This window comes from Rhizorhabdus sp. P4_G5 (genome assembly GCF_056401065.1).
The window spans coordinates 748,957-772,557 of sequence record NZ_JBFUKB010000003.1 but is presented as its reverse complement, the minus strand read 5'-3'; the positions used below and the strand labels follow the sequence as shown (position 1 = coordinate 772,557).

20 protein-coding genes are annotated in these 23,601 nt (G+C 59.5%); 10 read left to right on the top strand and 10 right to left on the bottom strand.

Annotated features, from left to right (window positions below):
- Positions 1-125: 125 nt before the first annotated feature.
- On the top strand, positions 126-836 hold the full coding sequence (locus AC1DQK_RS08180; protein WP_477869211.1) for a TetR/AcrR family transcriptional regulator: 711 nt from the start codon (positions 126-128) through the stop codon (positions 834-836).
- A gap of 320 nt (positions 837-1,156) precedes the next feature.
- Here the strand turns inward: AC1DQK_RS08180 and AC1DQK_RS08175 are convergent, their stop codons facing one another.
- Complete coding sequence (locus AC1DQK_RS08175; protein ID WP_477869209.1) at positions 1,157-3,583, bottom strand: TonB-dependent receptor; 2,427 nt, start codon at positions 3,581-3,583, stop codon at positions 1,157-1,159.
- 640 nt (positions 3,584-4,223) lie between these two features.
- On the opposite strand from AC1DQK_RS08175, the gene AC1DQK_RS08170 reads away from it, so the two are divergent.
- On the top strand, positions 4,224-4,997 hold the full coding sequence (locus tag AC1DQK_RS08170) for an SDR family oxidoreductase (protein WP_477869207.1): 774 nt from the start codon (positions 4,224-4,226) through the stop codon (positions 4,995-4,997).
- 86 nt (positions 4,998-5,083) lie between these two features.
- Positions 5,084-5,467, top strand: coding sequence for a MaoC/PaaZ C-terminal domain-containing protein (locus tag AC1DQK_RS08165; RefSeq protein WP_477869284.1), 384 nt, complete (start codon positions 5,084-5,086; stop codon positions 5,465-5,467).
- Between the two features lie 60 nt (positions 5,468-5,527).
- Here AC1DQK_RS08165 and AC1DQK_RS08160 read toward each other — a convergent pair whose 3' ends face one another.
- The 4 genes from AC1DQK_RS08160 to AC1DQK_RS08145 form a co-directional block, all read right to left on the bottom strand.
- Entirely contained in the window at positions 5,528-7,756 is a 2,229-nt protein-coding gene (locus AC1DQK_RS08160; RefSeq protein ID WP_477869205.1) for a molybdopterin-containing oxidoreductase family protein, read from the bottom strand.
- 235 nt (positions 7,757-7,991) lie between these two features.
- On the bottom strand, positions 7,992-8,801 hold the full coding sequence (locus AC1DQK_RS08155; RefSeq protein ID WP_477869203.1) for an SDR family NAD(P)-dependent oxidoreductase: 810 nt from the start codon (positions 8,799-8,801) through the stop codon (positions 7,992-7,994).
- Between the two features lie 88 nt (positions 8,802-8,889).
- Positions 8,890-9,375 carry a MaoC/PaaZ C-terminal domain-containing protein gene (locus AC1DQK_RS08150; RefSeq protein WP_477869201.1) on the bottom strand — a complete coding sequence of 162 codons (486 nt, stop codon included), beginning with the start codon at positions 9,373-9,375 and terminating at the stop codon, positions 8,890-8,892.
- A 180-nt stretch (positions 9,376-9,555) separates the two neighbouring features.
- Positions 9,556-10,359, bottom strand: coding sequence for a crotonase/enoyl-CoA hydratase family protein (locus tag AC1DQK_RS08145; RefSeq protein WP_477869199.1), 804 nt, complete (start codon positions 10,357-10,359; stop codon positions 9,556-9,558).
- A 658-nt stretch (positions 10,360-11,017) separates the two neighbouring features.
- Here AC1DQK_RS08145 and AC1DQK_RS08140 point away from each other — a divergent pair.
- From AC1DQK_RS08140 to AC1DQK_RS08130, 3 genes are all read left to right on the top strand, one after another.
- Positions 11,018-12,310, top strand: coding sequence for an aromatic ring-hydroxylating oxygenase subunit alpha (locus AC1DQK_RS08140; RefSeq protein ID WP_477869197.1), 1,293 nt, complete (start codon positions 11,018-11,020; stop codon positions 12,308-12,310).
- A gap of 14 nt (positions 12,311-12,324) precedes the next feature.
- Positions 12,325-12,819 carry an aromatic-ring-hydroxylating dioxygenase subunit beta gene (locus tag AC1DQK_RS08135; RefSeq protein WP_477869195.1) on the top strand — a complete coding sequence of 165 codons (495 nt, stop codon included), beginning with the start codon at positions 12,325-12,327 and terminating at the stop codon, positions 12,817-12,819.
- A gap of 131 nt (positions 12,820-12,950) precedes the next feature.
- On the top strand, positions 12,951-13,385 hold the full coding sequence (locus AC1DQK_RS08130; protein ID WP_477869193.1) for a YybH family protein: 435 nt from the start codon (positions 12,951-12,953) through the stop codon (positions 13,383-13,385).
- Between the two features lie 280 nt (positions 13,386-13,665).
- Here AC1DQK_RS08130 and AC1DQK_RS08125 read toward each other — a convergent pair whose 3' ends face one another.
- Positions 13,666-14,502, bottom strand: coding sequence for a class III extradiol ring-cleavage dioxygenase family protein (locus AC1DQK_RS08125; protein ID WP_477869191.1), 837 nt, complete (start codon positions 14,500-14,502; stop codon positions 13,666-13,668).
- Positions 14,503-15,227: 725 nt separating this feature from the next.
- Here AC1DQK_RS08125 and AC1DQK_RS08120 point away from each other — a divergent pair.
- Complete coding sequence (locus AC1DQK_RS08120; RefSeq protein WP_477869189.1) at positions 15,228-16,571, top strand: MFS transporter; 1,344 nt, start codon at positions 15,228-15,230, stop codon at positions 16,569-16,571.
- 115 nt (positions 16,572-16,686) lie between these two features.
- Here the strand turns inward: AC1DQK_RS08120 and AC1DQK_RS08115 are convergent, their stop codons facing one another.
- Genes AC1DQK_RS08115 through AC1DQK_RS08105 form a run of 3 tightly spaced genes read right to left on the bottom strand, consistent with a single transcriptional unit; the run spans position 16,687 to position 18,802 of the window.
- The gene (locus AC1DQK_RS08115; protein WP_477869187.1) at positions 16,687-17,310 is read right to left on the bottom strand and encodes a DsbA family protein; all 624 of its coding nucleotides are present in this window, start codon (positions 17,308-17,310) and stop codon (positions 16,687-16,689) included.
- Positions 17,311-17,318: 8 nt separating this feature from the next.
- The gene (locus AC1DQK_RS08110; RefSeq protein WP_477869185.1) at positions 17,319-18,014 is read right to left on the bottom strand and encodes a glutathione S-transferase N-terminal domain-containing protein; all 696 of its coding nucleotides are present in this window, start codon (positions 18,012-18,014) and stop codon (positions 17,319-17,321) included.
- On the bottom strand, positions 18,011-18,802 hold the full coding sequence (locus tag AC1DQK_RS08105) for an NUDIX hydrolase (RefSeq protein WP_477869183.1): 792 nt from the start codon (positions 18,800-18,802) through the stop codon (positions 18,011-18,013). Before AC1DQK_RS08105 ends, AC1DQK_RS08110 begins: the two co-directional genes overlap by 4 nt.
- A 222-nt stretch (positions 18,803-19,024) precedes the next feature.
- Between AC1DQK_RS08105 and AC1DQK_RS08100 the strand changes: the two genes are divergently transcribed.
- Positions 19,025-20,164, top strand: coding sequence for an acyl-CoA dehydrogenase family protein (locus AC1DQK_RS08100; protein WP_477869181.1), 1,140 nt, complete (start codon positions 19,025-19,027; stop codon positions 20,162-20,164).
- Positions 20,165-20,219: 55 nt separating this feature from the next.
- Positions 20,220-21,221, top strand: a complete 1,002-nt coding sequence (locus AC1DQK_RS08095) for an amidohydrolase family protein (RefSeq protein WP_477869179.1) — start codon at positions 20,220-20,222, stop codon at positions 21,219-21,221.
- A 40-nt stretch (positions 21,222-21,261) separates the two neighbouring features.
- Here AC1DQK_RS08095 and AC1DQK_RS08090 read toward each other — a convergent pair whose 3' ends face one another.
- A complete protein-coding gene (locus tag AC1DQK_RS08090) occupies positions 21,262-22,350 on the bottom strand; it encodes a CaiB/BaiF CoA transferase family protein (protein WP_477869177.1) in 1,089 nt (362 codons plus the stop codon).
- 322 nt (positions 22,351-22,672) lie between these two features.
- On the opposite strand from AC1DQK_RS08090, the gene AC1DQK_RS08085 reads away from it, so the two are divergent.
- Positions 22,673-23,518 carry a MaoC/PaaZ C-terminal domain-containing protein gene (locus AC1DQK_RS08085; RefSeq protein WP_477869175.1) on the top strand — a complete coding sequence of 282 codons (846 nt, stop codon included), beginning with the start codon at positions 22,673-22,675 and terminating at the stop codon, positions 23,516-23,518.
- The last annotated feature ends 83 nt before the right edge of the window (positions 23,519-23,601 follow it).

The window sequence follows — 23,601 nt, the reverse complement described above, 5'->3', positions numbered from 1 at the left end:
TGGAAACAATATGTGGCGGAACCGGCTTTTTTTATTCCATTCCCCCCCGACCGTGGCTATCCGCCTCCCCGCGGATCAACGCCTGCAATGATCCATCTCGCGTTAATCGATAGGCCCAAACGAAGATGCCTCGCTCCAAAAAAGCTGATCTTGAACGGTACGACGGCCGTACGGACACTCGGAAAAACATAAAGGTCGCTGCACGACGGCTGTTTGCAGAGCGTGGCTTAGAAGCAGTGACGGTGCGCGAGATTGTGGCCGCGGCAGGCGCGAAGAACGGTGGCTCGCTCAACTATTATTTCAAGTCGAAGGAAGGACTTGTCCTCGAACTGATCAACGAGATCTTCCACGATTTGAGCGTCGTGTGGTTCGAACATATATCCGAGCTGGATCGAAAGGGCGGTCCGTCCAGCGTTCGTGAGGTTGTCGATATCATTGTTCGCGGACCACGCCCCGAGACCTACACAGATCCCTCACCGACAGCGAACCGATTTCTCGCAGCCGTGCTGTTCGTCCGGCGTAAAGAGGTGTCAACATACTTGGATCGGATGAATTTCCTTGTGTACCGGCGGTTGCTCCAGCTGATAAGCAGTCTTTGCCAACACATTCCCGAACCGGTTTTGCGCCAGCGACTGGTTTTCTTCGCCTGGTACGTCCTCTCGGTCGAGGCAGCCCGTGAGGGATGGCGAGCGAGCCGCCGGCGCAGCGATGTATGGACACAGACCGATCCGCAGCTGAATCTCGTCGAAACCGCAACAGCATTGATCGAAGCGGGGATACCACCTGCTGCCAATGCCAATCCACAAAGCAAGCGCCGGCCAAAGCGGACAAGCTAGATCGGGTTACACCAACGCAGTCTTTCCTTGCACCATAGGCCGACCTCTCTTTTGACCCAGCATCCCCAGGCTGTCCCGGCTCGTGCACGGGGCACCGTCTTTTAAAATTTTCCAGCCATCGATCCAATATAGCAAGCCCGCTTTCCAACAATGCGGACGCCACCATCTTAGAAATTGGTCACAACTACTTAAAAATCGCGAGAAATGCCGAATGCATGCTCAGATGAAAATCAGGATCAGAAGCTTGATCAGGACATCTGCGTGCCGCAGCTAAAAAAAACCCCGCATCGACGATGCGGGGTTAGAACAATCGACTTTAATCAGAATTCAGACGGCCTCAGCGTCACCTTCAGCCAGATTTCGCGACCGCGTGAAACAGGTCCTTCGTAGTCGGAAAGGAACCCGCCTGCGGTACCGGTACCGCCGCCACTACCGAAGGACCCGAAACCGGTGACCCCGAAGTGCTTATTGGTCAGGTTGCGACCGATGATCGCAAATTCCATGCTCTTGGACGTCGTGCCAAAAGACAGGCCCGTATCCAGCAGGAACCGGCTGGGGGACTTGCCAAGTGGACTCAACTCCTGGGAGATGAACTGGCTTGACGTATAGACCCCGTTTGCAGTGAACGTCGCCATCCATTGGTCGCTGACCGGCGTCTCATAGGTCATGCCCACGCTCCCGCTGAATTCCGGCGCGCGCGGCAGACGGCGTCCCAAGAACTGCTGGGTGAACACCGACGTCCCATTTATGACTTGAGGCAAGCAGCCCGCGGCAGGAGTCTGCCCAGTATAGCACGGCCCAAAGAAGCTCGAAGCATAGCGAGCGGAGTTATAGGCGGCTGCTCCCGTCAAGGTCAGCCCGGCAATGCTACGGGGCGAGAAGGAGAAATCACCCTCGATGCCTTTAACGCGGGCAGACGAGGCGTTGAGGATCGCGAGCGCCTTGGTGTCCGGGTCAACACGGCTGAGCTGAAGATTCTTGTAGAGATAGCTGTAGGCTGCCAGGTTCAGGCGAAGCTGGCGATCGAGCAGCAAGGTTTTCAAACCGATCTCGAAACCGGCGGCCGTCTCCGGTTTGTAGCTTGGGTCGAACGCGATGATGGCGGGATTCTTCGCCAGCGGATCGAACGTCGTCGCGTTGATGTTGAAAGCACCGGCTTTGAAACCCTGCTTGTAAGACCCGAACAGGTTGAAGTCTGAGCTCGGCTTATAGGCCAGAGTGAGCTCCGGGGACCAGTTGGTGAATTTGCGGTTCGGCCTTGCCACCTTGTTCGGCAGACCGACGGGCGGAACAAGATCCAAGTGCTTCTGATCTTCGGAATATCGTACGCCCGCCGAAAGGCTGAATGCCTCGGTGATATCCCAACCCACCTGGCCGAAGGCAGAATATGTCTTGGCGTCGATGGGGAAAGACCATGGCTCCGATAGCTTGACGATTACCGGGGCGGCCTGCGTGCCGACGTTGATCACGACCTGTTGGTCGAAGGTGAGGTGATCGTCTTGGAAGAACCCGCCGATCATCAAATTGATCGGTACATTCGGATTCTGGTAGGAGACCCGAAGCTCTTCGCTGAACGTGTGCTTGGAAAAACGTCCGTTGTCGCCGATATAAAATTTACCGCCCTGCGTAGTCGAGTCATTATTACGCTGTTTTATTCCATAATTTCCAGTGATCGAATTGAGAGTGATATCATCGTTTACTATATATTCGATCTCTCCGGACAGAAGGTACTGGGTCGCCCTGTAATAATTCTTATCCGAATTCCACGCAGGGTTGCCGGTTACGGTTCGGATCGTGGCGGAAGGTATACGGCCTAGCGCAAGCTTGTTATCTGCGACGCAATCCGTGTAACCGGCCACCACGCCTCCGCCCTTTGGAACACCAGGAGTGGCGCATGCGAACTTCTGGTTGACGCCATAGCCGCCCGCTTCCCGCACATGGTGGACGGTGCCACGGAGCTTCACCGTCAATTGACTGTCAGGCTGCCAGTTCAGGCTGAGGCGCCCCGCCTCCTCGTCGGTCCCCGGAGAATATTTGAATGCCGGATCGGCCGCCGTATTCCTGAAGTAGCCTCGCTGCCGCGAGAAGTGCCCCGCAATCCGCGCCGTGACCGTGCTGCTGAGAGGACCGGAAACATATCCGTCGGCGTCCCCTTGGCGCGCGTTGAATTCGTAGCCTCCACTGATCTGCGCCCTGAAGTCGCTGGTGGGTTCAGAGGTGCGAATGGAAATGATGCCGCCGCTGGCGTTCTTCCCGAAGAACAGGGCCTGCGGACCCTTGAGGATTTCCACCTGACCGAGGTCGAGCGCCGAGAGGCGAAGGATCGCGCCGAAACTGATCGGAACACCATCGATATTGACGGTGACGGCGCCTTCTGAGCCGGCATTGGACGTGGGGCTGGAAACACCGCGAAGCCCGACAACGCCGCCATAGGCCCCGTTGGCAGTCCCCAGGGCTAGCTGAGGGGTAAGCTTGCCGATGTCGGTAATGTTCTGCACGTTCAACCGGGAAAGCTGCTCGCCGGAAAAAGCGCTGAGAACCACAGGCGCTTCCAGCGACGTCTCGTTACGCCGACGTGCGGTAACGATTATGTCACCGGTGCCCGACTGATCCTGCTGAGCTTTGGCGGACGCATTATTCTCCCTTCTTGCCTCCAAACCGTCGGCTGCTGTCTCTGCAAATGCAGACGTTGCAATCGTCGAGAACGCCAATACGTGAAGACTAACCAATCCGAGTCTTATGTTCATGATCCCCTCCGCTTAACATGCTGTCGCACTTTTTATTTCGCGACTAACTTGGCTACGTACGGCGCGGCTCTTCCCAGGCCGTGGTGCTTTACCTCAAAGCGATCCAGCGATCCAAGACTAGCTGCTGCCGCAAAGGCTATGTATCAGTCTTCGTCGAAACAAGCGAATTAGATTGCAGGCGCGCGATGCGGGGGCACTGTCTCAACATACCGAGCATGTGTTAAATCCGCTGCGGCGCACATGGCGCTGCTTCGCAACCCAGATCTATCCGAAAATCTCGGTGACCACTCAGACCCCAGGTGCACCACTGCTTGGGACGCGATCCATCGTTCGGCCCGCGTCTTTGCCCATGGGCGCCGAACGGGGCACCCCGGCTGTTCGCACGATAGGCCGCATTTTTGGCGAGTTGTTTCCGAGTTGCTGGAGATCCGGAAGATGGGCTCGCCTGCCCGGTCAGCTGAAGATTTATGGCGCATTTTCAATGCTGCTCCATTGCGCATGCAGGTGCTGGATCGCCTTGACGACGTGGCCCTGCGCTGGCAGCCAGAACAACCGAACTAACTGTCGGCTGGCGGGTTCATAGCATGACTTGATCCCTCGGCGATCTGCTTTGGATCCGGAGAAAAATGGGAGGATCGAGATGACCGATTTGTTCGCGCTCACTGGCAAGCGGGTGCTTATTACGGGCGGCGCCCAGGGCCTCGGGCACATGATCGCTCAGGAGTTTCTGCGGCGAGGCGCGCATGTCACGATTACCTCGCGAAAGGCAGAAGTCAGCAGGCAAGCAGCGGAAGGTCTCGCCGCACTTGGCCCTTGCACCGGACTTTCCGCCGACCTGTCGACTGTCGAAGGCGCCGTTGCGCTCGCCGATCACGTCAAGGCGAGCGGCGAACCATTGCACATATTAATCAACAACGCCGGGAAGAGCGCAGGCGGGCAGATCGAAACTCTGCCGGATCAGAGCTGGCCCGATCTCATGTCGATCAACGTCCAGACACCGTTCACCTTAATCCGGGAATTGCTGCCGCTGTTGCGAGGGGCTGCAACTTCCGATGACCCCGCCCGGATCGTGAACCTCGGCTCGTTCGCTGGCCACGCCCTGCCCTTACGGCCGACTTTTTCATACAGCGCGAGCAAGGCTGCCCTGCATCATCTGACCCGGATGCTCGCTGCGGAACTGGCGGCGTCGAACATTACCGTGAACGCGGTTGCCCCAGGGTATTTTTCCACGCGAATGACATCCGCGATCCCCAAGGCGCACATGGATGAAATGGCGGAGATCGTTCCGCTCGGCCGCCTGGGCAAACCGGACGACATCGCCGCCAGCTGCGTCTATTTGTGCTCCATGGCAGGCGCTTACGTGACCGGCATCCTCCTCCCCGTCGACGGCGGGCTCAGTCGCGCTCGGCCTTAGCTGGCGAGAAGGATGATGAAGGACTACGAATCGTTGATGGGAATGGCACCGCTCGTCATTGAGCAGCGCTATTCCGCCAGGGAAAGCTGAGCATTGCGGAGCTGGAGGCCGACCTGGTTATCGACGTACCGACGTCCCCCCAGGCTGCCCAGATGTTCGCCCTGACCGGTGATCACAACCCGCTTCACATGGTCCCCGAAGCGGCCGCCCGAGCCGGGTTTCCGCAACCGATTCTGCACGGCGTCGCGACATACGGGGTTTGCGCCGCCTTTGCCGAAAAATCACTGTGTAGCGAGGGAGGCCGCCTTCGCGGAATCTCCGGCCGCTTCAGCGCGCCGGTTTTTCCGGGCGAAACGATCCGGTTGTCATTCTGGCGGGACGGGAACGCCGCGCGCATGGAAGCACGGGTGCCGGCACGCGACACGTGTGTGTTCGCCGATGGGCGCGTCGTGGTCGACCCGGACGGTTGAGCCGTCTTCAGAGTTGGCGAATAGCAGCGCGGCGGCCTTGTCGCTGGCGCGCTGGGCGCATCACGCTACGGCAGCCTCGTTCACTGCGACTGGTTCAAAACGGACCGGCACCGACGTCATGTGGGGCATCGCGTTGATGCTCTCGAAATGCTTGTCAGTGTCGATCAGCGCGTTGACGCAGCTGCCGTCGACCATGATGTCCTCTTTTCCGGGCACGCCGCCCCAGCCCTGGCTGAGCGCAACGACGCCGCGCCGCATCGTATTGTCGCGTTCGACGATCGCCCTGGTGCGCCCATGAGCAGAAATGATCTCGACCAGTTGGCCAGGCTCAAATCCTAGCTCCGCCAGATCCTCGCTGTTGAGATAGGCCGGATTGTATTTGTTGCGCTTCCTCACCGTCGGCATCAGGATGCCGTAGCTGTTGTAGAGGTCGCGCAGGCGCCGCGAAGACAGAAGATGCGTAAAATCGCTGCCGGGTCCTGCGCGATGCTGCGCGACTGGCTCGTTTTGATAGCGGTGCAATTCGTCAAGCACGTCGGCCGGCATCACGTCGAACTTCGCATCATGTCCGGGACGGGGCGGCTTGACGAAGCCCTCCTTCATCGGAAACTGCCGACCGTGTTGGTAAGTGCGCAGCTCGTTGAGGGAGGTCTGGCTGTTCTCCAGCAGGATTTCGATCAGATGCTCGGTGGTCGGCGGCTCGTTGCCATCCAAGGGGCGCTTACCGGCAAAATTGATCGTCACGCCCATCCGCTTGGCCAAAGCCCAGAACACGTACCAGTCGTCCACGACCTCGGCGCCCTCCGGAGTTGGCACGATCGCAGGGGTGAACTGCGCCCACGCACCGGGGTAAAATTTGAGCGCAGGATGGGAGGGCGACATGTCTGACCGCTCATATTGCAGCTTGGCGGGCAGGATATAATCGGCAAGCTGTGTCGTCGGCGTATGCCACGTATCGATGACGACGAGCAGGTCGAGCGAGCGAAAGGCGTCATGGGCCTTGTCGCGATCAGGCAAAGACGTCATCGGGTTGGCACCATCGACAATCAGCGCGCGGATCTTGTCCGGTCCTGGCGTCAGAATCTCGTCCGTCAGCGTTCCCGAGACACGCTCGCCGAAAAAGTTGCTGGCGCCACGGATACGGCTGGGGGGATGCTTCTCCCACGGTCGCATTGCGGGGATGACTTCGGCATATACTTCCTTGGCTGGATTCAGCATGTCTACCGAGGTGATTGTCTGGCCGGCGCGGGGGAATCGTCCGCAGATGACGTTGAGCAGCTGAACCATATGAACAGCAAGGTTCGAATATTGCGACATATTCGGACCGGTGCCGGTCATCACATGACCGCGGCGGTTGTCGCGTGCGAACATTTCAGCGATCATCCGAAGCGCTCCCGGCTCCAGCCCCGATCGCGCTTCCGTCACTTCCGGCGTGAATGGATCGACCGCATCGCGCAGCGCGGCCAATCGCTCCGCACCGACATATTGATCACAAAACTCGGCATCGTGCCATCCCTCATCGAGGATCAGGCGGATCAGTCCAGCCGCGATTGCGGCGTCCTCGCCTGGATAGGGTTGGAACGCAAGATCGGCGTGCGCGGCGGTCTCGGTACGACGCGGATCCACGACGATCAGCTTCATCCCGCGCTGCCTCGCACGCTTCAACCGCTTTACGGGATCGACCCCGAGCACTGACATAGTTGAGTGAGCGATAAACGGGTTCACCCCGAACAACATCAACACATCCATGTCGACAAGGTCGAGCGGACCAGCCGCCCAGCTGCCGGTCCGCCCTGCTGCGACCATCTTGCCCGACTGATCGATGGTGATCGTCGTGAAATATTGCTCCGATCCGATTGCGTGCATGAAATGGCGGTTCATACCGACTGCCGTCTGAATCATCATCGAACCGTTGCCGGCGAAAAGCGCGATCGAATTGGGGCCGGATTTCTCCTTCAACTCGCCAAGCCGAGCCGCGATCTCGTCAAGAGCTTGCTCGATCGGAATCTCGCTGAAACTGCCATCTGGCTGGCGCTTCAGCGGACGCAGAATGCGTTGCGGATCCCGGTGCGCATGGCCTGACTGAAGCCCCTTGAAGCAAGCATAGCCAGAGGACAGCTCATTCTGGTCGTCGCCCACAACACGGGTGATATGACCTTGGTCATCTACCGTCAGGCGCGTGCCACAGCCAGCGGTGCAGATTCGGCAGAACGAGGCATATTCGCCTGGTCCCTCTGTCGTGGACAGCGCTTCCATTTCGGACATCCTCTTCTCGGTCGGGTCTATCATGGACTCAGTCAGCACAGAGTGTGTCGCAATCCCGCATATGAAACAAGTGACCTAATAGACCTCAAATCAACTTTCGTCTGTGCGGCAAATGGGAGTCTTCAAACAGCTAGCAGGGTGGACAGCAAAGCGAACCAGTTGCGTGATTGCACCTTGGGCCGCTGCTGCAGTCTTGCGAAAAAGAATTGCCCCGGCCGGAGCGTGCCGCGACCGGGGCGAGGGAGCGAGAATGCCAGTGCTAGCGATCGGACGGATCCCACGCCCAGTACCGGGCGACCGCGCCGCCATCGACGCGTAGGTCAGTTCCGGTAATCATTGCCGCATCGTCAGAAGCGAGAAATACCGCCGCAGCTCCGTAGTCGCTCGGCTTGGGCAGACGTTGCATCGGTATCCGGCTGGCGAAGCGCGCAGTAAGCTCCGAATAGTCTGGCTGCGGGCCCAGATCCATCTTCCATCGCTTCGCGCGCTCCGCCATCTCGTCCACCTCCGTAGCGGTCGGCGTCAAGCTGACCACGCGGATGCCGTGTGCGGCAAGCTCCATCGCGGCGCCGTGCGTGAAGTTCAGCATGCCCGCCTTAGCAGTGGTGTAGGCAATATTGCCGGGCTGGCCTTGATGGCCCGCTGTGGAGATCACGTTGATGACGACGCCGGTACGGCGCGGCATCATGACTGCGGTCACGTATTTCGTGAAGAGAAACGCACCGTCAAGGATGACCGAGTTCTGCGCGCGCCATTCCTTGAATGGCATGTCTGCAATCGACTTCTGGTTGAAGAAGGCGGCGTTGTTTACCAGGATATCGATTTGCCCGAACTCTGCCACAGCCTGTTCAACCGCCGCGCGGACCGCGTCCTCATCAGTTACGTCACAAGTGATGCCGATCGCGCGCCCCCCAGCCGCCTTGATCGCTGCAGCGCAACAGTTCGCATTTTCGCTGCGTGCATCAACCGCGACGATTGCCGCGCCGGCACCGGCAAGTGCCTCAACGATACCACCCCCGATATTTGGACTGGTCCCCGTGACAAGCGCTACTCTACCTTCCAACTTCATGACCCTGCTCCCAATATGGCTTTCACGGAAGGAACAACAAAGCAATTGTACTATTACCCATGATAGGCAGTGGCTTGCGCGCCGCTGGCTAATCAGCGAGATCCTCCGCTAGATCTTCCATCTGCAGCAGCCAATCTGCGAAGACGGCGGGCTGCTTCGTCCCTTCCACGTCGAGCGTCGATTCAATTCGAATCCGCCATTTCCCTGCTTTGCGCTCGACTGCTTCGGCAAGGCGGAAGACTCCGCGTACGCGACTGCCCTCGGGTATAGTGGCGAGGAAACGAACCTTGTCGAACCCATAGTTTAGGCACGATTGTTTTTCGATCAGATCGAGGAAGGCGGTCGACAAGCCGCTAAGCAGCGAAAGCGACAGCATGCCATGTGCGACGGTTCGGGCGGTTCCGGTCAGCGCAGCCGCGGCCTGCGGATCTACGTGGATTGGGGAATGATCCTCGGTGCAATCGGCAAATGCGCCGATCCGCGACTGATCTACGATTACCCACGGGGAGACGAAGTCCCGACCCAAATGCTGGGTTAACTGTTTCAGCCGCATCGAGTCGCGTTGATCAACCATGTCCCATCCTGACCTGCGAAATTCGTCGTTGTGCTAGGCCCTCGCTTACAACACTCACCTCACGCTTCCCTGCCCTTTCACAAATCGCTTCACAAAGGTCGACCAGTTTGGGCCGGATCACTTCCGTAGTGCCGGAGGCCATGCGCCAGGCGGCAGGCGGCACAGCCTTTCTTTGCGATGTCATACGTTTTTGAAGGATGGTTTCCGCTTCTGGAGCACAGCATCCAGGGCCTCTCGATGATCCTCGGTTTCATGAACGATGGACTGGAACGCGCCAGCCATTTCAAGGTGGTGCTCAAGGGACAGTTGGCTGCTGTCGCGAATGAGGCGCTTCGTGATCCGCAGGGTCCGGCCGGGATTCGCGTCGATACGCGATGCCAGTTCACGCGCTGCGTTCATGAGTTCGCTATCTTCAACCACCCGCGAAACAAGGCCGATCCGTTCAGCCTCCTCGGCATCAATCGTATCGCCGGTGAATGCGAGTTCGCTCGCTTTGGAAATTCCGATGACTCGCGGGAGGAACCACGCGCCGCCATCGCCGGGGATTATTCCCACCTTGATGAAGGATTCCGCAAACTTCGCAGACTTGGCTGCAATCCGCATGTCGCACATGCAGGCCAAGTCCAAACCGGCCCCGATCGCGGGGCCGTTGACAGCCGCAATCATCGGCACCTCGACGGCGTTTAACACCTTGGCGACTTGGTGGATCGTTCTGCGATAACTGTCGCGGGTGTCGATGATCGTTTTCATCGGCGCGAACCCCGAACGATCGCGCATCTTCTTGATATCACCACCGGCGCAGAACGCGGGGCCAGCGCCAGTCAGGATTACGACATTGACCGACGGGTCGCATTCAATGGCCCTTAACCGGTCCACAAACTCGGAGCAGATCTCCGACGTCGAGAGGGCGTTGCGCGTCTCGGGACGGTTCATCGTCAACGTGACGATGCCCCCGCTTTTTTCGTAAAGCAGAAAGTCTTCCATTGCAGCCCCTTGGCCTTGGTTCAGCCTGTGGACGACATAGTCCGCCCCCACACCGTTCGCTCACGTCCCTGGAAGGGACGAACTGCAGGGTCGTATGTCAAGACGGACTAGATTGTATGGATGCCGAGAATCCGAATCGCCTCGATCATTGTCGCCAGTCCTGCGAACCTTTCAGATCGCCGCCTCCGACCAAATCACCTGTTTTGTTCTGCTCTAGCTTCCTGTGAGGTCGACCAAATGGCAAGCGGTTTTTTCCGCGCGCTGGAACTGCCGGCCTTCCGTTATTTTCAGCCCTTTGTGCGAAACCCGGGGATCCTATTCCTCATAGGGGCGCAAGGCGATTCACGCGCGATGCCCGTCAGCTCATCTAAGCCATCGACTTGATATTTCGTGCAAAATCCCGCCTGCGCGATGGCATGACCCGAGCAACAGGCCCCCATACACCCATCGCCGAAGCAGCGAGTTTGGCTGCCCCCTTCCGCGCGAATTGATTATCGAACCCTGAGCGGCGGGCATAGCTAAGGGATTGACGAAAGGCTCTGGATGTCCTTACTGAGAACAGTTGTTCTAAGTCCAGGTCAGGAGACTGCAGGACCGGTCTGCTCCGGCGGGTTCGCGATAGCGGGGAATCTCGCAACAGTAAGGATTGGAGAGGAATATGTCGACGGGGTCGAATCCTGGGCAGGCCAGCAATTGGATAATCGACGATCCAGTTGCGGGTGTGTTCAAGGTGAACAGGAGCGCGTTTACCAGCCAGGAGGTTCTGGAACTGGAGCGGGAACGCATATTCGACCGCGCTTGGCTATATCTTGGCCACGAGTCGGAACTGCTGAACCCAAATGATTTCCTGACCCGCAGTGTCGGTGGGCGCGAGCTCATATTCAATCGCAATCGCAAGGGCGAATTTCAGGCATTCCTCAATACCTGCCCCCATCGCGGTGCCCAGGTGGTTCGCGAACCAACCGGAAACGCGATCAGCTTCAAATGTTTCTATCACGGCTGGGCGTTCAACAACAACGGGAAGTTTGCAACCAAATCCCCCCCTGAAACCTATCCTGATTCTTTTAATTGCGCGGGCGACGTCGATCTGCCGAGGGTGCCCCGGCTGGAATCCCATCGGGGGTTCTACTTCATTAATTACGACGCCGGCGCCGAACCGCTGCTCGACTTTCTCGGTGGCGCGGTTGACGTCCTGGATATCGTATCCGACCATTCGCCGAATGGCATGGAGATCGTTGGCGGCGCGCACGAATATTCAATACGGGCAAACTGGAAGTTGCTGCTCGAGAATAGCTTTGACGGCTTCCACGCCGCCGAGACGCACGAGACGTATTTCGATTACCTGATCTCAGAGCTGGGCCCGGATATCCTGTCTGACATCAAGACCCTGCAGGAGATCAACCGGGCCCACAATTTTCCACAGGGCCACTCTTTCACGGAAGCCAGGGCACCTTGGGGACGTCCGGTCGCCCGTTCAATCCCCACATGGGGAGAGACGGGCAAGTCGCAGGAAGCAGCAATGGTGGCCGAACTGAACGAACGCGTGGGACCCGAGCGTGCGTTAAGAATTGCGGACCGCGACAGGAATGCCGGTTTTTTTCCGAACCTCGTAATCAACGACATCATGGCGATCACCGTTCGAACTTTCTATCCGGTCCAGCCCGACCTTATGTTGGTCCGTTCCTGGGCGCTCGCGCCGGTAGGAGAGGATCCGGAAGCGCGGCACCGCCGACTCAACAATTTTCTCGAGTTCCTCGGGCCGGGCGGCTTTGCCACACCCGACGACGTGGAAGCGTTGGAATCCGCGCAGCGCGGCTACGCTGCGGCGAAAATCGCACCATGGAATGATATTTCCCGAGGAATGCTCCGCGCCGTCCCCCGCGCCGACGACGAGTCGCAAATGCGCACCTTCTGGCGTGAATGGAACCGTCGCATCCAGGGAGGGCGCTGATCATGGGGAACGTTATGGCCATTGCGCAGTCGCGTCCGCGTGCGGATTACGAGGATTTTCTTTACCATGAAGCCGCACTGCTTGATCAGTGGCGGCTGGAAGAATGGTTTGCGTTGTTCGCGCCAGGTGCAACCTATGAAGTGCCCACCATGGGCAAGGCTCGCGCTGCCACTCCCGACAGCGCGCTGTTTTACGTCGCAGACGATTACAGACGCCTCCGCCACCGGGTCGATCGTCTGCTGAAGGCGACAGCGCACGCCGAATGGCCCCGTTCAACCCATGTCCGAATGATCGGCAACGTCCGGGTCGAAGGTGCGGATGAAAGCGGCACGCAGATTGCCTGCAGCTTCGTCACCTATCGTTCGAAAAACAATATCACCGATACTTATATCGGCCACGCCCACTACACGCTTGTCGATGACCGCGGGCAGCTGAAGATCCAGTCGAAGCGCGTCTTGCTTGGCATGAACAGTCTTCAGCCTCACGGTAAGATCAGCATTATCCTTTGACGCCGGCGGCGGGAGAGTACCGGGCGTCGGGGAATTCTGGCCCCATTTCCGGACCTGAGCCTTGAGCAACGGAACTCCCCGGCGGTTTCGTGCACCGGGAACCTTGACCGCCGAAGATCGAGGAAATCTAGATGGTTGATCCGCAAGAATCCGTTCCAGGCGACACCGCTGGAGACCCGAAGACGATTGTCAGCAGCCTTGCCGCTGACTGGGCAAGACTCGGCCTTGCGGGAGATGTCGGCGGGCTGGTGAATCTCTACAAGGACGACGCAATCTTTTTCGGGTCACTGCCCAACATGTATTTCGGCCTCAGCGGCGTGGCGGAGTATTTCCGGGTCATCCCGCTTACTTCCTTGAAGTCTGTCCATTTTGTTTGGCAGGAAGCGAGGTTCGTCGCGCCGACGGTGATTAATGCCGGTGGCCTAGTTCACTTCGGAATGGAGATTGAAGGCGTCCCGATCAGTTGGCGCTTCGGCATGAGCTGGGTGCTGGTCAGATTGGGTGCGAATTGGAAAATTGCGGCCCACCACGCATCGCGCCGTGAGCTCCAACCTCAAGGTCAGTGATACATCCGGGCGAAGGGCGACGACCTTCGGCAGCGGTGCGCAGAACATAGTTCGCTCACCTCAGGAACGGCCGCGCATGACTCCTGATTTCGCATTCAAAAGGAAATCGCAGAGAGGTACCAAGCGCCCGCCACGCGCGCTGGAGTGATTTCGAGGCAGATGGAATTATCTGCGGCTCGAAAATCACGGAAAGCAGACAAAATCTAGACTCGATCCGGTTCAATCTGAACGAGATCGAGTCTAGCCCGGAAGAGCGCGCGCGGTCAGCGCTACAGCCCCCTCAGGGTTTCGAAACCAGGAATGCTTTGGTCGAGTTGAAGATCCAGGTTTCGACAAAGCCGGTGACATCCGGCTTCCCACGGCCCAGTTCGTTCATCGCGCCAACGAGGCAGAACCAGTTAAGAACTTCCTGCTGCCCGCAATCCTCGATCGCTGCGTTGGGATAGCCGCGCCAGGAGGCATAGTCCCCGCGCGCCATTGTTTCGTAGAGCGAACGGTCCGCCTTGATGTCCGGCCAAAGAAAGTAGTTCTTCTTGGTCAGGAAGGCATGCGACCAGCTCGATGACGCGACGATCGCGACACGGTATTTCGATTCCGAAAGAATACGCGCCGTCGCCGCTCCCAGATCGAACAGGCGCGCAGGGGTCGGCGCCGGCGGATCGAGATCCGCCTCGCTCAATTCCTTCTCGAAGGATGGCAATCCTCCCTTCTGGCAGATGACGTGCCTGCCGTAGCAATTGATCGAAACCGGCAAAATTGGATAGTTGAAGCCCTTGCGGTCATAATCCAGGTAGAAAACCGCATTCGTAAAGGCGTGGCCGAGCGGATGGTGCAGCGGCTTGTAGGAATAGGCGGTGTCGAATCCGGCCGAGATCAGCTCACTGGCCAGATGTTTACCGGCTTCTGCAACGCCCGGCAGCACGAATTCCTTTTCGACTGGCTCTCCCCAGATATTGTTGGGAAAGTTGTGAAAGCGGAACTCAGGGTGCGCATTCACGCAATAGGGCGGCACGATATCTTCACGGAAATTCTCATACTGATCATCGCCCCACATCAGGACGAAATCGGGATTGAAATCGTCCAGCGCCTGTCGCGCCTTTCGAGTCCAGTCGACCATCTGCTCGCGGTGGACCGCTGCAGCCGCCTCGCCCTCGTCGTCGCCCCATTCCTTCTGCATCGCCTCCGACCATCCTGCCGGGGTCTTGAGTGATTCAGGGAGGTTCGGATTCCGCATCATCGCCTTGAGCAGACCGGACATGTTCTTGTCGGGCCAAAGTAGCGGCGGATAGTGACTGATCCCAAGCGCCAAGATTTCGGCCATGTGAGTTCCTTCCGTAGCAATCCGTTAGTTCAACCGAAAAGGCAGATCACGCTGCCACATCCGCTCCCAGTCGATTTTGCGCTCTGCATTCCGCAAACGACATGATTTAGTCAACCGTTTTAGGCGCACTAAAGGGCTGCAGGCCCGTTGCCAACCGAAATCTGCGAACAGCTGCAATGCAATGCTTTCATTGACGCGTGGATGGCCCGTCCAGTTCGGCGGCCTAGGGCAGATCTGGGGCGCTGCGCATGAATAACACATATATGGCATCACTGCAGAATGTACGCGTGATTGCGGTGGCCCGCGCAGAATTAGGCAAATTCGGGTGCATTGGCGTCACCCTCTTGCTACCGTGGTTGGCAACTGATCGACTGATGCCGTCGCCATTGAACGACCGAAAGATCCGGCGTTCTCTGTCTGCGCTTATTACGCTTTTAACACGAATGTCTAAAACGATCAGCAGGGTCCGGCACGACAGGAATGGTCGTAGATCGGGTCGGTAGTCTACGGAGAGGTAGCTCGTGCAATTGAACTATCCAAGCGTGAAGCCGGGGAATTGCATAGTGCAGACAGAGGAGGAGGAGAGCGGCTCTCCCCTGCGAGGCGCGACACTCACCGTCGCCCTTCTGACGCTGCTCTATGCCGTGTCCTATGTCGATCGCAGCATCTTGGCGCTTCTGGCCGCGCCGGTGTCCCAGGCCCTGGGTTTGGACGATCGCCAGATGGCGCTGCTGCTCGGCGTGGGCTTCGCGCTGTTTTACGCGGTGGGTGGCCTTGTTCTCGGTCATTTAATCGACACACGCAGCCGTCGCATCGTGGTCACCGCGGGGATCATTCTGTGGAGCCTCTCCACGATCCTGTCAGGATTTTCCAACGGCTTCTGGATGATGCTCATCCTGCGCAGCGGAGTCGCGCTTGGCGAGGCGGTGCTGACGCCGGCAGCCATTTCTCTAATTGCGGATCTCTACCCCCGTTACATGCGCGGACCTCCGGTAGCAATCTACACTTCCGTTGCCGGGGTCATGCCGATCGGTTCATACGCGGTGGGCGCAATGGCGATGGACCTGGCGGGTGCGACGAGTGGCTACGCCGGTCTGCAAGCTTGGCAATTGACATTCGTCTTCGTCGGACTGCCGGGTCTGTTGCTCGCGGTGCTGTTCGCACTGACTGCCACGGTGCCGGAGCGGCGCGCGATCAACAATATCGCGACTAACGACGCCGACATGCGGGTCGTTTTTGCCTATCTGCGTACCCGCATCGGTTTTTTCGGTCCGTTGCTATCACTCACTGGACTGAACAGCCTGTTTGTCCTCGCGATCATTGCCTGGTTTCCCTCACTGCTGGCGCGTGAGCAAGGGATCAGTCCATCGCACGTTGGCTATCTGATGGCGATCGTCGGCGTACCCGCGGGTTTGTTCGGCAACTTCTTCTGGCAATGGATCGCGACCCGGAAACAGTTGGCAGATCCGGTAGCCGGCATCGTGCGGACCTTCTGGCTGCCGTCTCTCCTTACAGCCCCGGTCTTCGTGGTCGGCCTCATGCTGGATTCGCTCGTCTTGCAACTCTGCTGCGTCGGCGTGGCTATGGTCATGAGTACCGCCTTTGCTGTGGTGTCGCCAATGAGCATCCAGCTTTTTGCTCCCCAGCGGATGCGCGCGCGTATGAGCAGCATCTACCTGTTGTTTGTTGCAGTCCTAGGCTACGGGCTGGCGCCGCTCGCCGCGGTGGAACTGGGAGCACTCGTGGCAGGTGAAGGAAAAGGCCTGCGGCAGGGGCTGATCCTCCTGTCACTCTTGGTCTGGCCGGTGCTCATCTTGCTGACCTTCCTCGCCAATCGCAATGCCCGCCTTGCCGAGGTGCAGTGATCCGCTGGAGATCATTTGGCTTTCCGCTACGCGGAAACAAGAGATGAAGCAAAAGGGGCTTGCCCGAATAGAACCGGGAGAGTCCCCCATTCGCATGCCAACCCGCGGAGGAGGCTCAAGCCTGCTGGCTCCTCCATTGCGCCAGCCGTGCGGCGACTAGCTGCAGCGAGTCGACGCCGAAATACATGTCCGTACCGTTCAGGAAGGTCGACGGTACACCGAAAGCACCGCGCTCGATCGCTTCATCCACCTTTGCACGTAGCGCCGCCTTGGAATCGGGCTGTACGATACGCTCCAGCAGCCAAGGACCATCGACCCCGACCCGCTGGCAGATGTCGAGCAGGACTGCATCATCCGCAATCGAACGATCGTCGCCGAACAGGGCCTGGAAACAACCTCGCGCGAAGGGAACCATAAGCCCCATTGGCTTCAGGATCAGGCAGGCGCGCATTGCCTTGACACTGTTTAACGGGTGACCAGTGGGCGGGAAGATGATCTTGACCCCGGTGATGTCGGCCCAATCCTGCATGACTTTGATATGATAATCGATCTTGCGCTTCGGAAGTATATGCTTTGACTTGTTGAATTCGATCCCGGGATTGACCGCGTTGAAAACACCACCAACGAGGATGGGTTGCCATTCGACCTCAAGTCCGAAACTCTCGGCCAATGGCATGATCCGCTCGAACGCGAGGTAACTCCAGGGGCTAGCGCAATCAAAAAACATCTCGATTTTCATGGTCTCTCCTACGAATCGTTGTGAGCCGCAAACAAGCCGGGTGGCGGCCCGGCGCGCATGCCTGCGACGCCGCCACCCGCGGCGATCCCGCGCTGCACTGCAGGCCGGGCGCGGACCAGTGCAAACCAGGTCTTGAGCGCCGGGTAATCATCAAGCGTCAGGCCCTGCGCCTTGTGCGTCATGATCCACGGAAAGCAGGCGATGTCGGCGATCGAATAGGCGTCGCCGGCAACGAATGCGCCGGTGCAGGCCAACTGCGCGTCCAGCACTGCGTAAAGGCGGCGCACTTCCTTGCCAAAGCGCGCGATCGCGTAGGGTATCCGCTCCGCGGCGTAGAGCAGGAAGTGGCCATTCTGACCCGCCATGGGGCCGAGGCCCGCCACCTGCCAGGCCAGCCACTGGATTGCCGCATAGCGCCCGGCAGGGGAAGGATCGAGCAACCGGCCGGTCTTCTCGGCAAGGTAGATCAGGATCGCGGCGCTTTCGAACAGGGTTATGGACTTTCCCTCGGGCCCGTCCGCATCGAACAGTGCCGGAATCTTGGCGTTGGGGCTCGCCGTGAGAAATGCCTCGGACTTGTCCTCACCCAATCGAACCGGGATCAGCCGATAGGGAAGGCCCATCTCCTCAAGGCATATCGTGATTTTCCAGCCATTGGGCGTTGGCGCGTGATAGACAGCGAGATCGGCATCCGGCACGGTCATGGTGCCTGCAACATCGAGAGCGGCCGGCGGGTAACGGGATAGCCGCATTCTTCCGGGATGCAGATCCATGATTCGCCGTGCTCGTCTTTCTGCAAGCGGGGCGAAATGGGCTGAATTGCGATGGTGGCAAGGTGCACGATGGCCGCGTCGAAAGCCGGAAAGGCGGCGAGCCTTTCGAGATTGCACAAGGTTGGGAAGATGATCTTCGCCGCGCCGGCTTCCGCTTCCGCAATTGCCTCTTCAGCCAGGATCCAGCGCGCATGCCCAACTTCGTCCTCATCGATGGTCACGCTGCGATCGCCAAGATGCCGCACAATATAAAAACGGGTATCGAAGCGGCGATGCGACTGGAACCTTGGATGCCATTTTGCCCACGGCACGATGACTGACAGGTCGAGCTGGCCGCCTGCTTCGGTGAGCACGAAGCTGAACGGATTATTGGCTTTCAAGGCTGCCTGCATCGCGCCTGCATTGAGGCCCGCCGCCGGCAAGGCTCCCACCAGAATGCCCACTTCCTCCAGCATCTCGCGGATGGCCGCGACCCTGTGTGCTCTTTCCAGCCGGTCTTCCAACGAAACATCCACCAAGGCTGGATCATCCGCAATCCGGTGATCGTCCTCGTCCACACGCCCACCGGGAAAGACGAGGGCATTGGGCGCAAATCGCATCTGCGGCGACCGTTGGATCATCAGGTGCCGGGCGGGCTCTCCCTGCTGTTCCGAAAACAGTATCAGCGTGGCTGCGGCAATGCCGGGGCCGGGATCTTCCGCGTCGGCTTCTTCTCCCATCCAGCTGCTCCCCTTGGCCCAAAGTTGTTGGTCCAACCATAAGCCAAGCGCGCCGAATATTCGCGTTCGACGTCGCACATCCGCCCACACTTCAGCAATTTTCACATTTCCGTTGGTTGCGGGACAGCGGACTAGCGAATTATCCTTTTTGTTCTAGCATTGATCACCATGGCGTAAGCCATATCCAATGCGGCTAGCAGGCCGATTGTGAAGGATGCAGGCATGCTCGATACCAGCACGCGTCAGGGTTTCGATGAAAGCCACGAGCAGTTTCGGGACACCGTACGCAAGTTCCTGGCGAAGGAAGCTGAACCCTTTCTCGACAAGTGGGAAGCCGAGGGAATCACCAGTGCTGCGTTCTGGCGAGCGGCCGGCGAGGCTGGCCTCCTGTGCGCGAGCATGCCGGAAGCTTATGGCGGCGTCGGGCTCGACATCTCCTACGATCTCATCCTGCTGGAAGAGCTCGGTTACATGAACTGCCCGGTGGGTGTCAGCCTGCAGTCGCTGATCACCGCACCCTATCTGCTGAATTACGGGTCGGAAGACCTCAAGGCGCGTTACCTGCCGCGCATGATCAGCGGCGAAATCATCACGGCGCTAGGCATGACCGAGCCTGGTGGCGGGTCCGATGTCAAGAATCTGCGCACCCGTGCCCGGCGCGACGGCGATCACTATGTGGTCAACGGCAGCAAGCTCTACATATCCAATGGCCTGCTCTCGAACCTCGTATTTCTCGCCGTTCGCACTGGAGGTGAAGGCGCGCGAGGCGTTTCACTCCTGCTGGTCGACACCGACGCTCCGGGGTTCGAACGCGGCCGTAACCTCGACAAGATCGGCTTGCATGGGGCCGATACGTCAGAGCTGTTCTTCCATGACGTGCGCGTGCCCGTGTCGAACCTGCTTGGCGAGGAAGGCATGGGCTTCCGCTACATGATGTCGGAACTCGGCCAGGAGCGGCTGTCGCTGTCGAGCATCTCCCAAGCCCAGGCCCAGCGCGCATTCGACGAGGCGGTCAAGTTCGTGAAGGAGCGCAAGGCCTTTGGCCAGCCGATCTTCGAGTTCCAGAATACCCGGTTCACCCTGGCCGACATGGCCGCACGCCTCCAGGCCGGCTGGGCCCATCTGGACTGGGCGCGGACCCGCCACCTTCAAGGCCAGCTCTCATCGGAACAAGCGGCCGCGTCCAAGCTATGGCATTCCGAGAACGTCTGGCACATCGTCGACGCGGCGTTGCAGTTGCATGGCGGCGCGGGCTACATGAACGAATATCCGATTGCCCGGCTATGGCGCGACACCCGGATTCATCGCATCCATGGCGGCACTTCGGAAATCATGAAGGAAGTCATCAGCCGCAGGATCTGACCGGCTGATTCTCTCCTTAGGGCGGCCGATTCCGACCATGAACCAGAGGCAAGCTATGTCCAAATTTATCGACGCCCATTCCCACGTCTCACCGCTCGATTTTCCCGCGGCCCCAAACGCCGCGGTGGCGCCGCGCTGGCCGTGCATGCAGTGCCAGTCGTCGGTCGAGGGCACGCTGATGATCGGTGAAACCCCGTTCCGAAGGCTTGACGCGCGCTCCTGGGACGTCGCGCGCCGGATCGAGGACATGGATCGCGACGGCGTGGACATGCAGGTCCTCTCGCCGATGCCCGAGCTCCTGTCCTACTGGCTCGATCTGACGGACGCGCAGCTGATTTGCGATGCCGTCAATCACCAGATTGCCAGCCTTGTTGCCAGCACGCCTGCCCGTTTTCGTGGCCTCGGCTCCGTGCCGATGCAAAGCCCGGAAACCGCGGCGCGCATGTTGCCGAGGCTGAAGGTCGAATTCGGCCTCAAGGGCGTTGAGATCGGCAGCAATATCAACGGAAAGCTGCTGGGTGAAGCCGAGTTCGACCCGTTCTGGGCCGCAGCCGAGGCTGAAGGCATGGCCATTTTCGTCCATGCGTTGCACCCCATCGCAGCCAAGACCCTGACTCCGGACGTTAACTTTACCGGCTTTGCCCTGTTCCCGGTTGATACGGGCATGACCGCCTCGTCGATCATAATGAACGGCGTACTTGACCGGTTCCCCGGCTTGCGGATCGGCTTTAGCCACGGTGGCGGTACGCTGGGTGCAACGATTGGCCGGTTGCAGCTCGGCTGGGAAAAATTCAAGGCTGCCGACGGGACCGGATCGATGGCACCGTTCGACCAGGCTCGCCGTTTCTTCTACGACACCAATGTCTATGATGCGGACTACCTGCGCCACTTGGCCATCACGATGGTTCCCGGTCAGGTCTTCGCCGGCACCGACTATCCCTACCAGATCATGCAGCAGGATCCGGCGCACTGGATCCGGGGCATGGACCTTCCAGCCGATGTCGAGCACAGCATCTGCTCGGGAGCGGCCGGGCGGTTCCTCGCGGAAGCGCTTTGAATCCGATCTCCTGCCCGGAGTGTTGAGACCGATGCCCGTCTCAGCCCAAGCCCCAACGACTTAGCATCACCTCGCTAGGTTCGCTCGGTGCTATTGCACCCGGCGTGCGCGAGAAGCGCGGTGCGGGGGTCTGCTGCACGATTGCCTCATGAACTGCGTAGCCGCTTCGGGCTTCGATCTGTCGATGTGAAGACGCCTCGTGGAACTCGAGCACCGGAGCGGCGCAGGCATCCCTGTCTTCAAGAATGGCCGTCCACTCGTCGCGGGTCCGGGTGAGGAAAATCGACGCCATCGCCGCGGTCCGCTCCGCCCAGACCGAGGCGTCGTACTGGTCCTCCGCCCACTCCAGCGGCGCGCCGATGCCCTCCAGAAGCGCACGATAGAATTGCGGCTCGACTGCTGCAACGGCGACCTCCTTACCGTCCCTGCAAAGGTAAACACGGTAATAGTTCGAGGCACCGGCCAGGAAATTACGTCCGCGCTCCAGTGAAAGTGCGCCCGTCGCCACGTGCCCGGCCGCGCCGGCAAACAAGGTCGCGACGCCATCGATGATCGCCGCGTCGATTATCTGCCCGCGGCCTGAACGCTCGCGTTCCCACAAGGCGGCAAGGATGCCCATCATAAGAATCATCGAGCCGCCGCCGAAATCGCCGACCAGGTTCATGGGCGGCACCGGCAGTTCGCCGCGCCGGGCGAAGGCATGAAGTGCCCCGGTGATTGCAAGATAGCTGAGGTCGTGCCCCGCCCTCGCCGCAAGTGGCCCTTCCTGTCCCCAGCCCGTCATCCGGCCATAGATCAGCCGCGGGTTGGCGGCGAGCGCATCGGCGGGGGCAAGCCCGAGACGTTCCATGACCCCCGGCCGATTTCCCTCGATCAGGACATCGGCACGGCTGACAATCTCCAGCGCACGGGCGGCATTTCCCGGCTCTCGCAAGTCAAGGACAAGCCTGGCGCGGCCCCGCTCGGTGACGGGATTGACTGTGAACGCTGCCGGGGATGGCCGCTCGATCCGCAACACATCGGCACCCAGATCGGAGAGCATCATGGCGCAATGAGGTCCTGGGCCCATCCCCGCAAATTCTACGCACCGCAGCCCGGCAAGCGGACCGCTCCGGCCTGTCTGCCCCATCGCCTTGTCCCTCCGATGCGCCTTGCCTGCCTCCAGAGCGTTGAAAATACCTGCTGAGCACCACCATCGCTTCCCGCGACCCCAAGAGCGGCTCAGATTAGAACGCCGTTAGATGGATGGAACGCGCCAAGGCCGGCTGTCAAACCCGCTCCGACAACGACGCACCCTTAACGTATGTGCGGCACTTGCATCCCTGCCCTGCGAAAATGTGAGCGGCGGATCCGACCTCCGGTAATGATGGCGCAACTTCCGGTCCGGTTGCAAGGGCAATTGGCGGCGATTGCCGCAGTCCATGCGCAACCCGAGCGCGAGAGGACGGATAATGCTGGCCTATCAGGAACTGATGCATCTGGAGCGCGAGCTTCGCTGCAGCTGGAATGAACGCGACGTAATGATCTATGCGCTTGGACTTGGGTTGCCGTCCGATCCGCTGGATGAGCGGCAACTGGCATTTGTCTATGAGAAGAACCTCGCAGTCCTGCCGACCTTTGTCTCATCGCTGGTGTTGGGAGAGACAGCCATTGCATTTGCCAAGCTGGACTACGCCCGCGTGCTCCATGGGGAACAATCCGTGACGGTGCACAAGCCCATCCCCACCCGGGGCGCGGCCCATGTGCGTTCAAAGTTTCTGGGGGCGTGGGACAAAGGGCTGGGCAAGGGCGCAGTTCTTACCGATATCTCGCATCTCTACCTCGAAGGAGACGATGAACCATTCGCGTCCGTACTGAACACGGCATTCGCGCGTGCCGAAGGGGGATTTGGCGGACCCACTGAGGGCCAGCCGGCCCCTCACCCGATCCCTGCCGGCTGTCATGACCGGGCCCTTATCCTCCCGACCTCGCGACAGCAGGCGCTGTTCTATCGACTATCGGGCGATTCCAATCCGCTGCATGTCGATCCGGTTGCAGCGCGAGCAGTCGGCTTTCGCGAACCTATCCTGCATGGGCTCTGCACTTTCGGCATCTGCCAGCGAGCCATCCTGGCTGAATATTGCGGCTTTGCGTCTGATAAGCTGGAGCGGATCGCGGTTCGCTTCACCGGGGTTGTCTACCCAGGTGAAACCATTCGCGTCGACATGTGGCGCGAGGGTAGCGTCATTTCCTTTGAGGCTTTCGCGGAAGAGCGGCAAGAGAAGGTGATCAGCAACGGCATGGCGGTACTGCGCTGAGCGGTGCTCGATCCCGGCAATGACATTCTTGCTGGATATGCGTTAAACGCCAACTCCACGCTGCGATGCCTCGCACGAAGTTG

Excerpts from the sequence above, each read along its gene's own strand:
- AC1DQK_RS08180 (WP_477869211.1), top strand. The coding sequence starts at position 126 with ATGCCTCGCTCCAAAAAAGCTGATCTTGAACGGTACGACGGCCGTACG.
- AC1DQK_RS08130 (WP_477869193.1), top strand. The coding sequence starts at position 12,951 with ATGGTTGATCCGCAAGAATCCGTTCCAGGCGACACCGCTGGAGACCCG.
- AC1DQK_RS08090 (WP_477869177.1), bottom strand. The coding sequence starts at position 22,350 with ATGGGGCAGACAGGCCGGAGCGGTCCGCTTGCCGGGCTGCGGTGCGTA.
- AC1DQK_RS08085 (WP_477869175.1), top strand. The coding sequence starts at position 22,673 with ATGCTGGCCTATCAGGAACTGATGCATCTGGAGCGCGAGCTTCGCTGC.
- AC1DQK_RS08135 (WP_477869195.1), top strand. The coding sequence starts at position 12,325 with ATGGCCATTGCGCAGTCGCGTCCGCGTGCGGATTACGAGGATTTTCTT.
- AC1DQK_RS08170 (WP_477869207.1), top strand. The coding sequence starts at position 4,224 with ATGACCGATTTGTTCGCGCTCACTGGCAAGCGGGTGCTTATTACGGGC.
- AC1DQK_RS08125 (WP_477869191.1), bottom strand. The coding sequence starts at position 14,502 with ATGGTCGACTGGACTCGAAAGGCGCGACAGGCGCTGGACGATTTCAAT.
- AC1DQK_RS08140 (WP_477869197.1), top strand. The coding sequence starts at position 11,018 with ATGTCGACGGGGTCGAATCCTGGGCAGGCCAGCAATTGGATAATCGAC.
- AC1DQK_RS08150 (WP_477869201.1), bottom strand. The coding sequence starts at position 9,375 with ATGGTTGATCAACGCGACTCGATGCGGCTGAAACAGTTAACCCAGCAT.
- AC1DQK_RS08115 (WP_477869187.1), bottom strand. The coding sequence starts at position 17,310 with ATGAAAATCGAGATGTTTTTTGATTGCGCTAGCCCCTGGAGTTACCTC.
- AC1DQK_RS08160 (WP_477869205.1), bottom strand. The coding sequence starts at position 7,756 with ATGATAGACCCGACCGAGAAGAGGATGTCCGAAATGGAAGCGCTGTCC.
- AC1DQK_RS08175 (WP_477869209.1), bottom strand. The coding sequence starts at position 3,583 with ATGAACATAAGACTCGGATTGGTTAGTCTTCACGTATTGGCGTTCTCG.
- AC1DQK_RS08145 (WP_477869199.1), bottom strand. The coding sequence starts at position 10,359 with ATGGAAGACTTTCTGCTTTACGAAAAAAGCGGGGGCATCGTCACGTTG.
- AC1DQK_RS08110 (WP_477869185.1), bottom strand. The coding sequence starts at position 18,014 with ATGACCGTGCCGGATGCCGATCTCGCTGTCTATCACGCGCCAACGCCC.
- AC1DQK_RS08155 (WP_477869203.1), bottom strand. The coding sequence starts at position 8,801 with ATGAAGTTGGAAGGTAGAGTAGCGCTTGTCACGGGGACCAGTCCAAAT.
- AC1DQK_RS08105 (WP_477869183.1), bottom strand. The coding sequence starts at position 18,802 with ATGGGAGAAGAAGCCGACGCGGAAGATCCCGGCCCCGGCATTGCCGCA.
- AC1DQK_RS08100 (WP_477869181.1), top strand. The coding sequence starts at position 19,025 with ATGCTCGATACCAGCACGCGTCAGGGTTTCGATGAAAGCCACGAGCAG.
- AC1DQK_RS08095 (WP_477869179.1), top strand. The coding sequence starts at position 20,220 with ATGTCCAAATTTATCGACGCCCATTCCCACGTCTCACCGCTCGATTTT.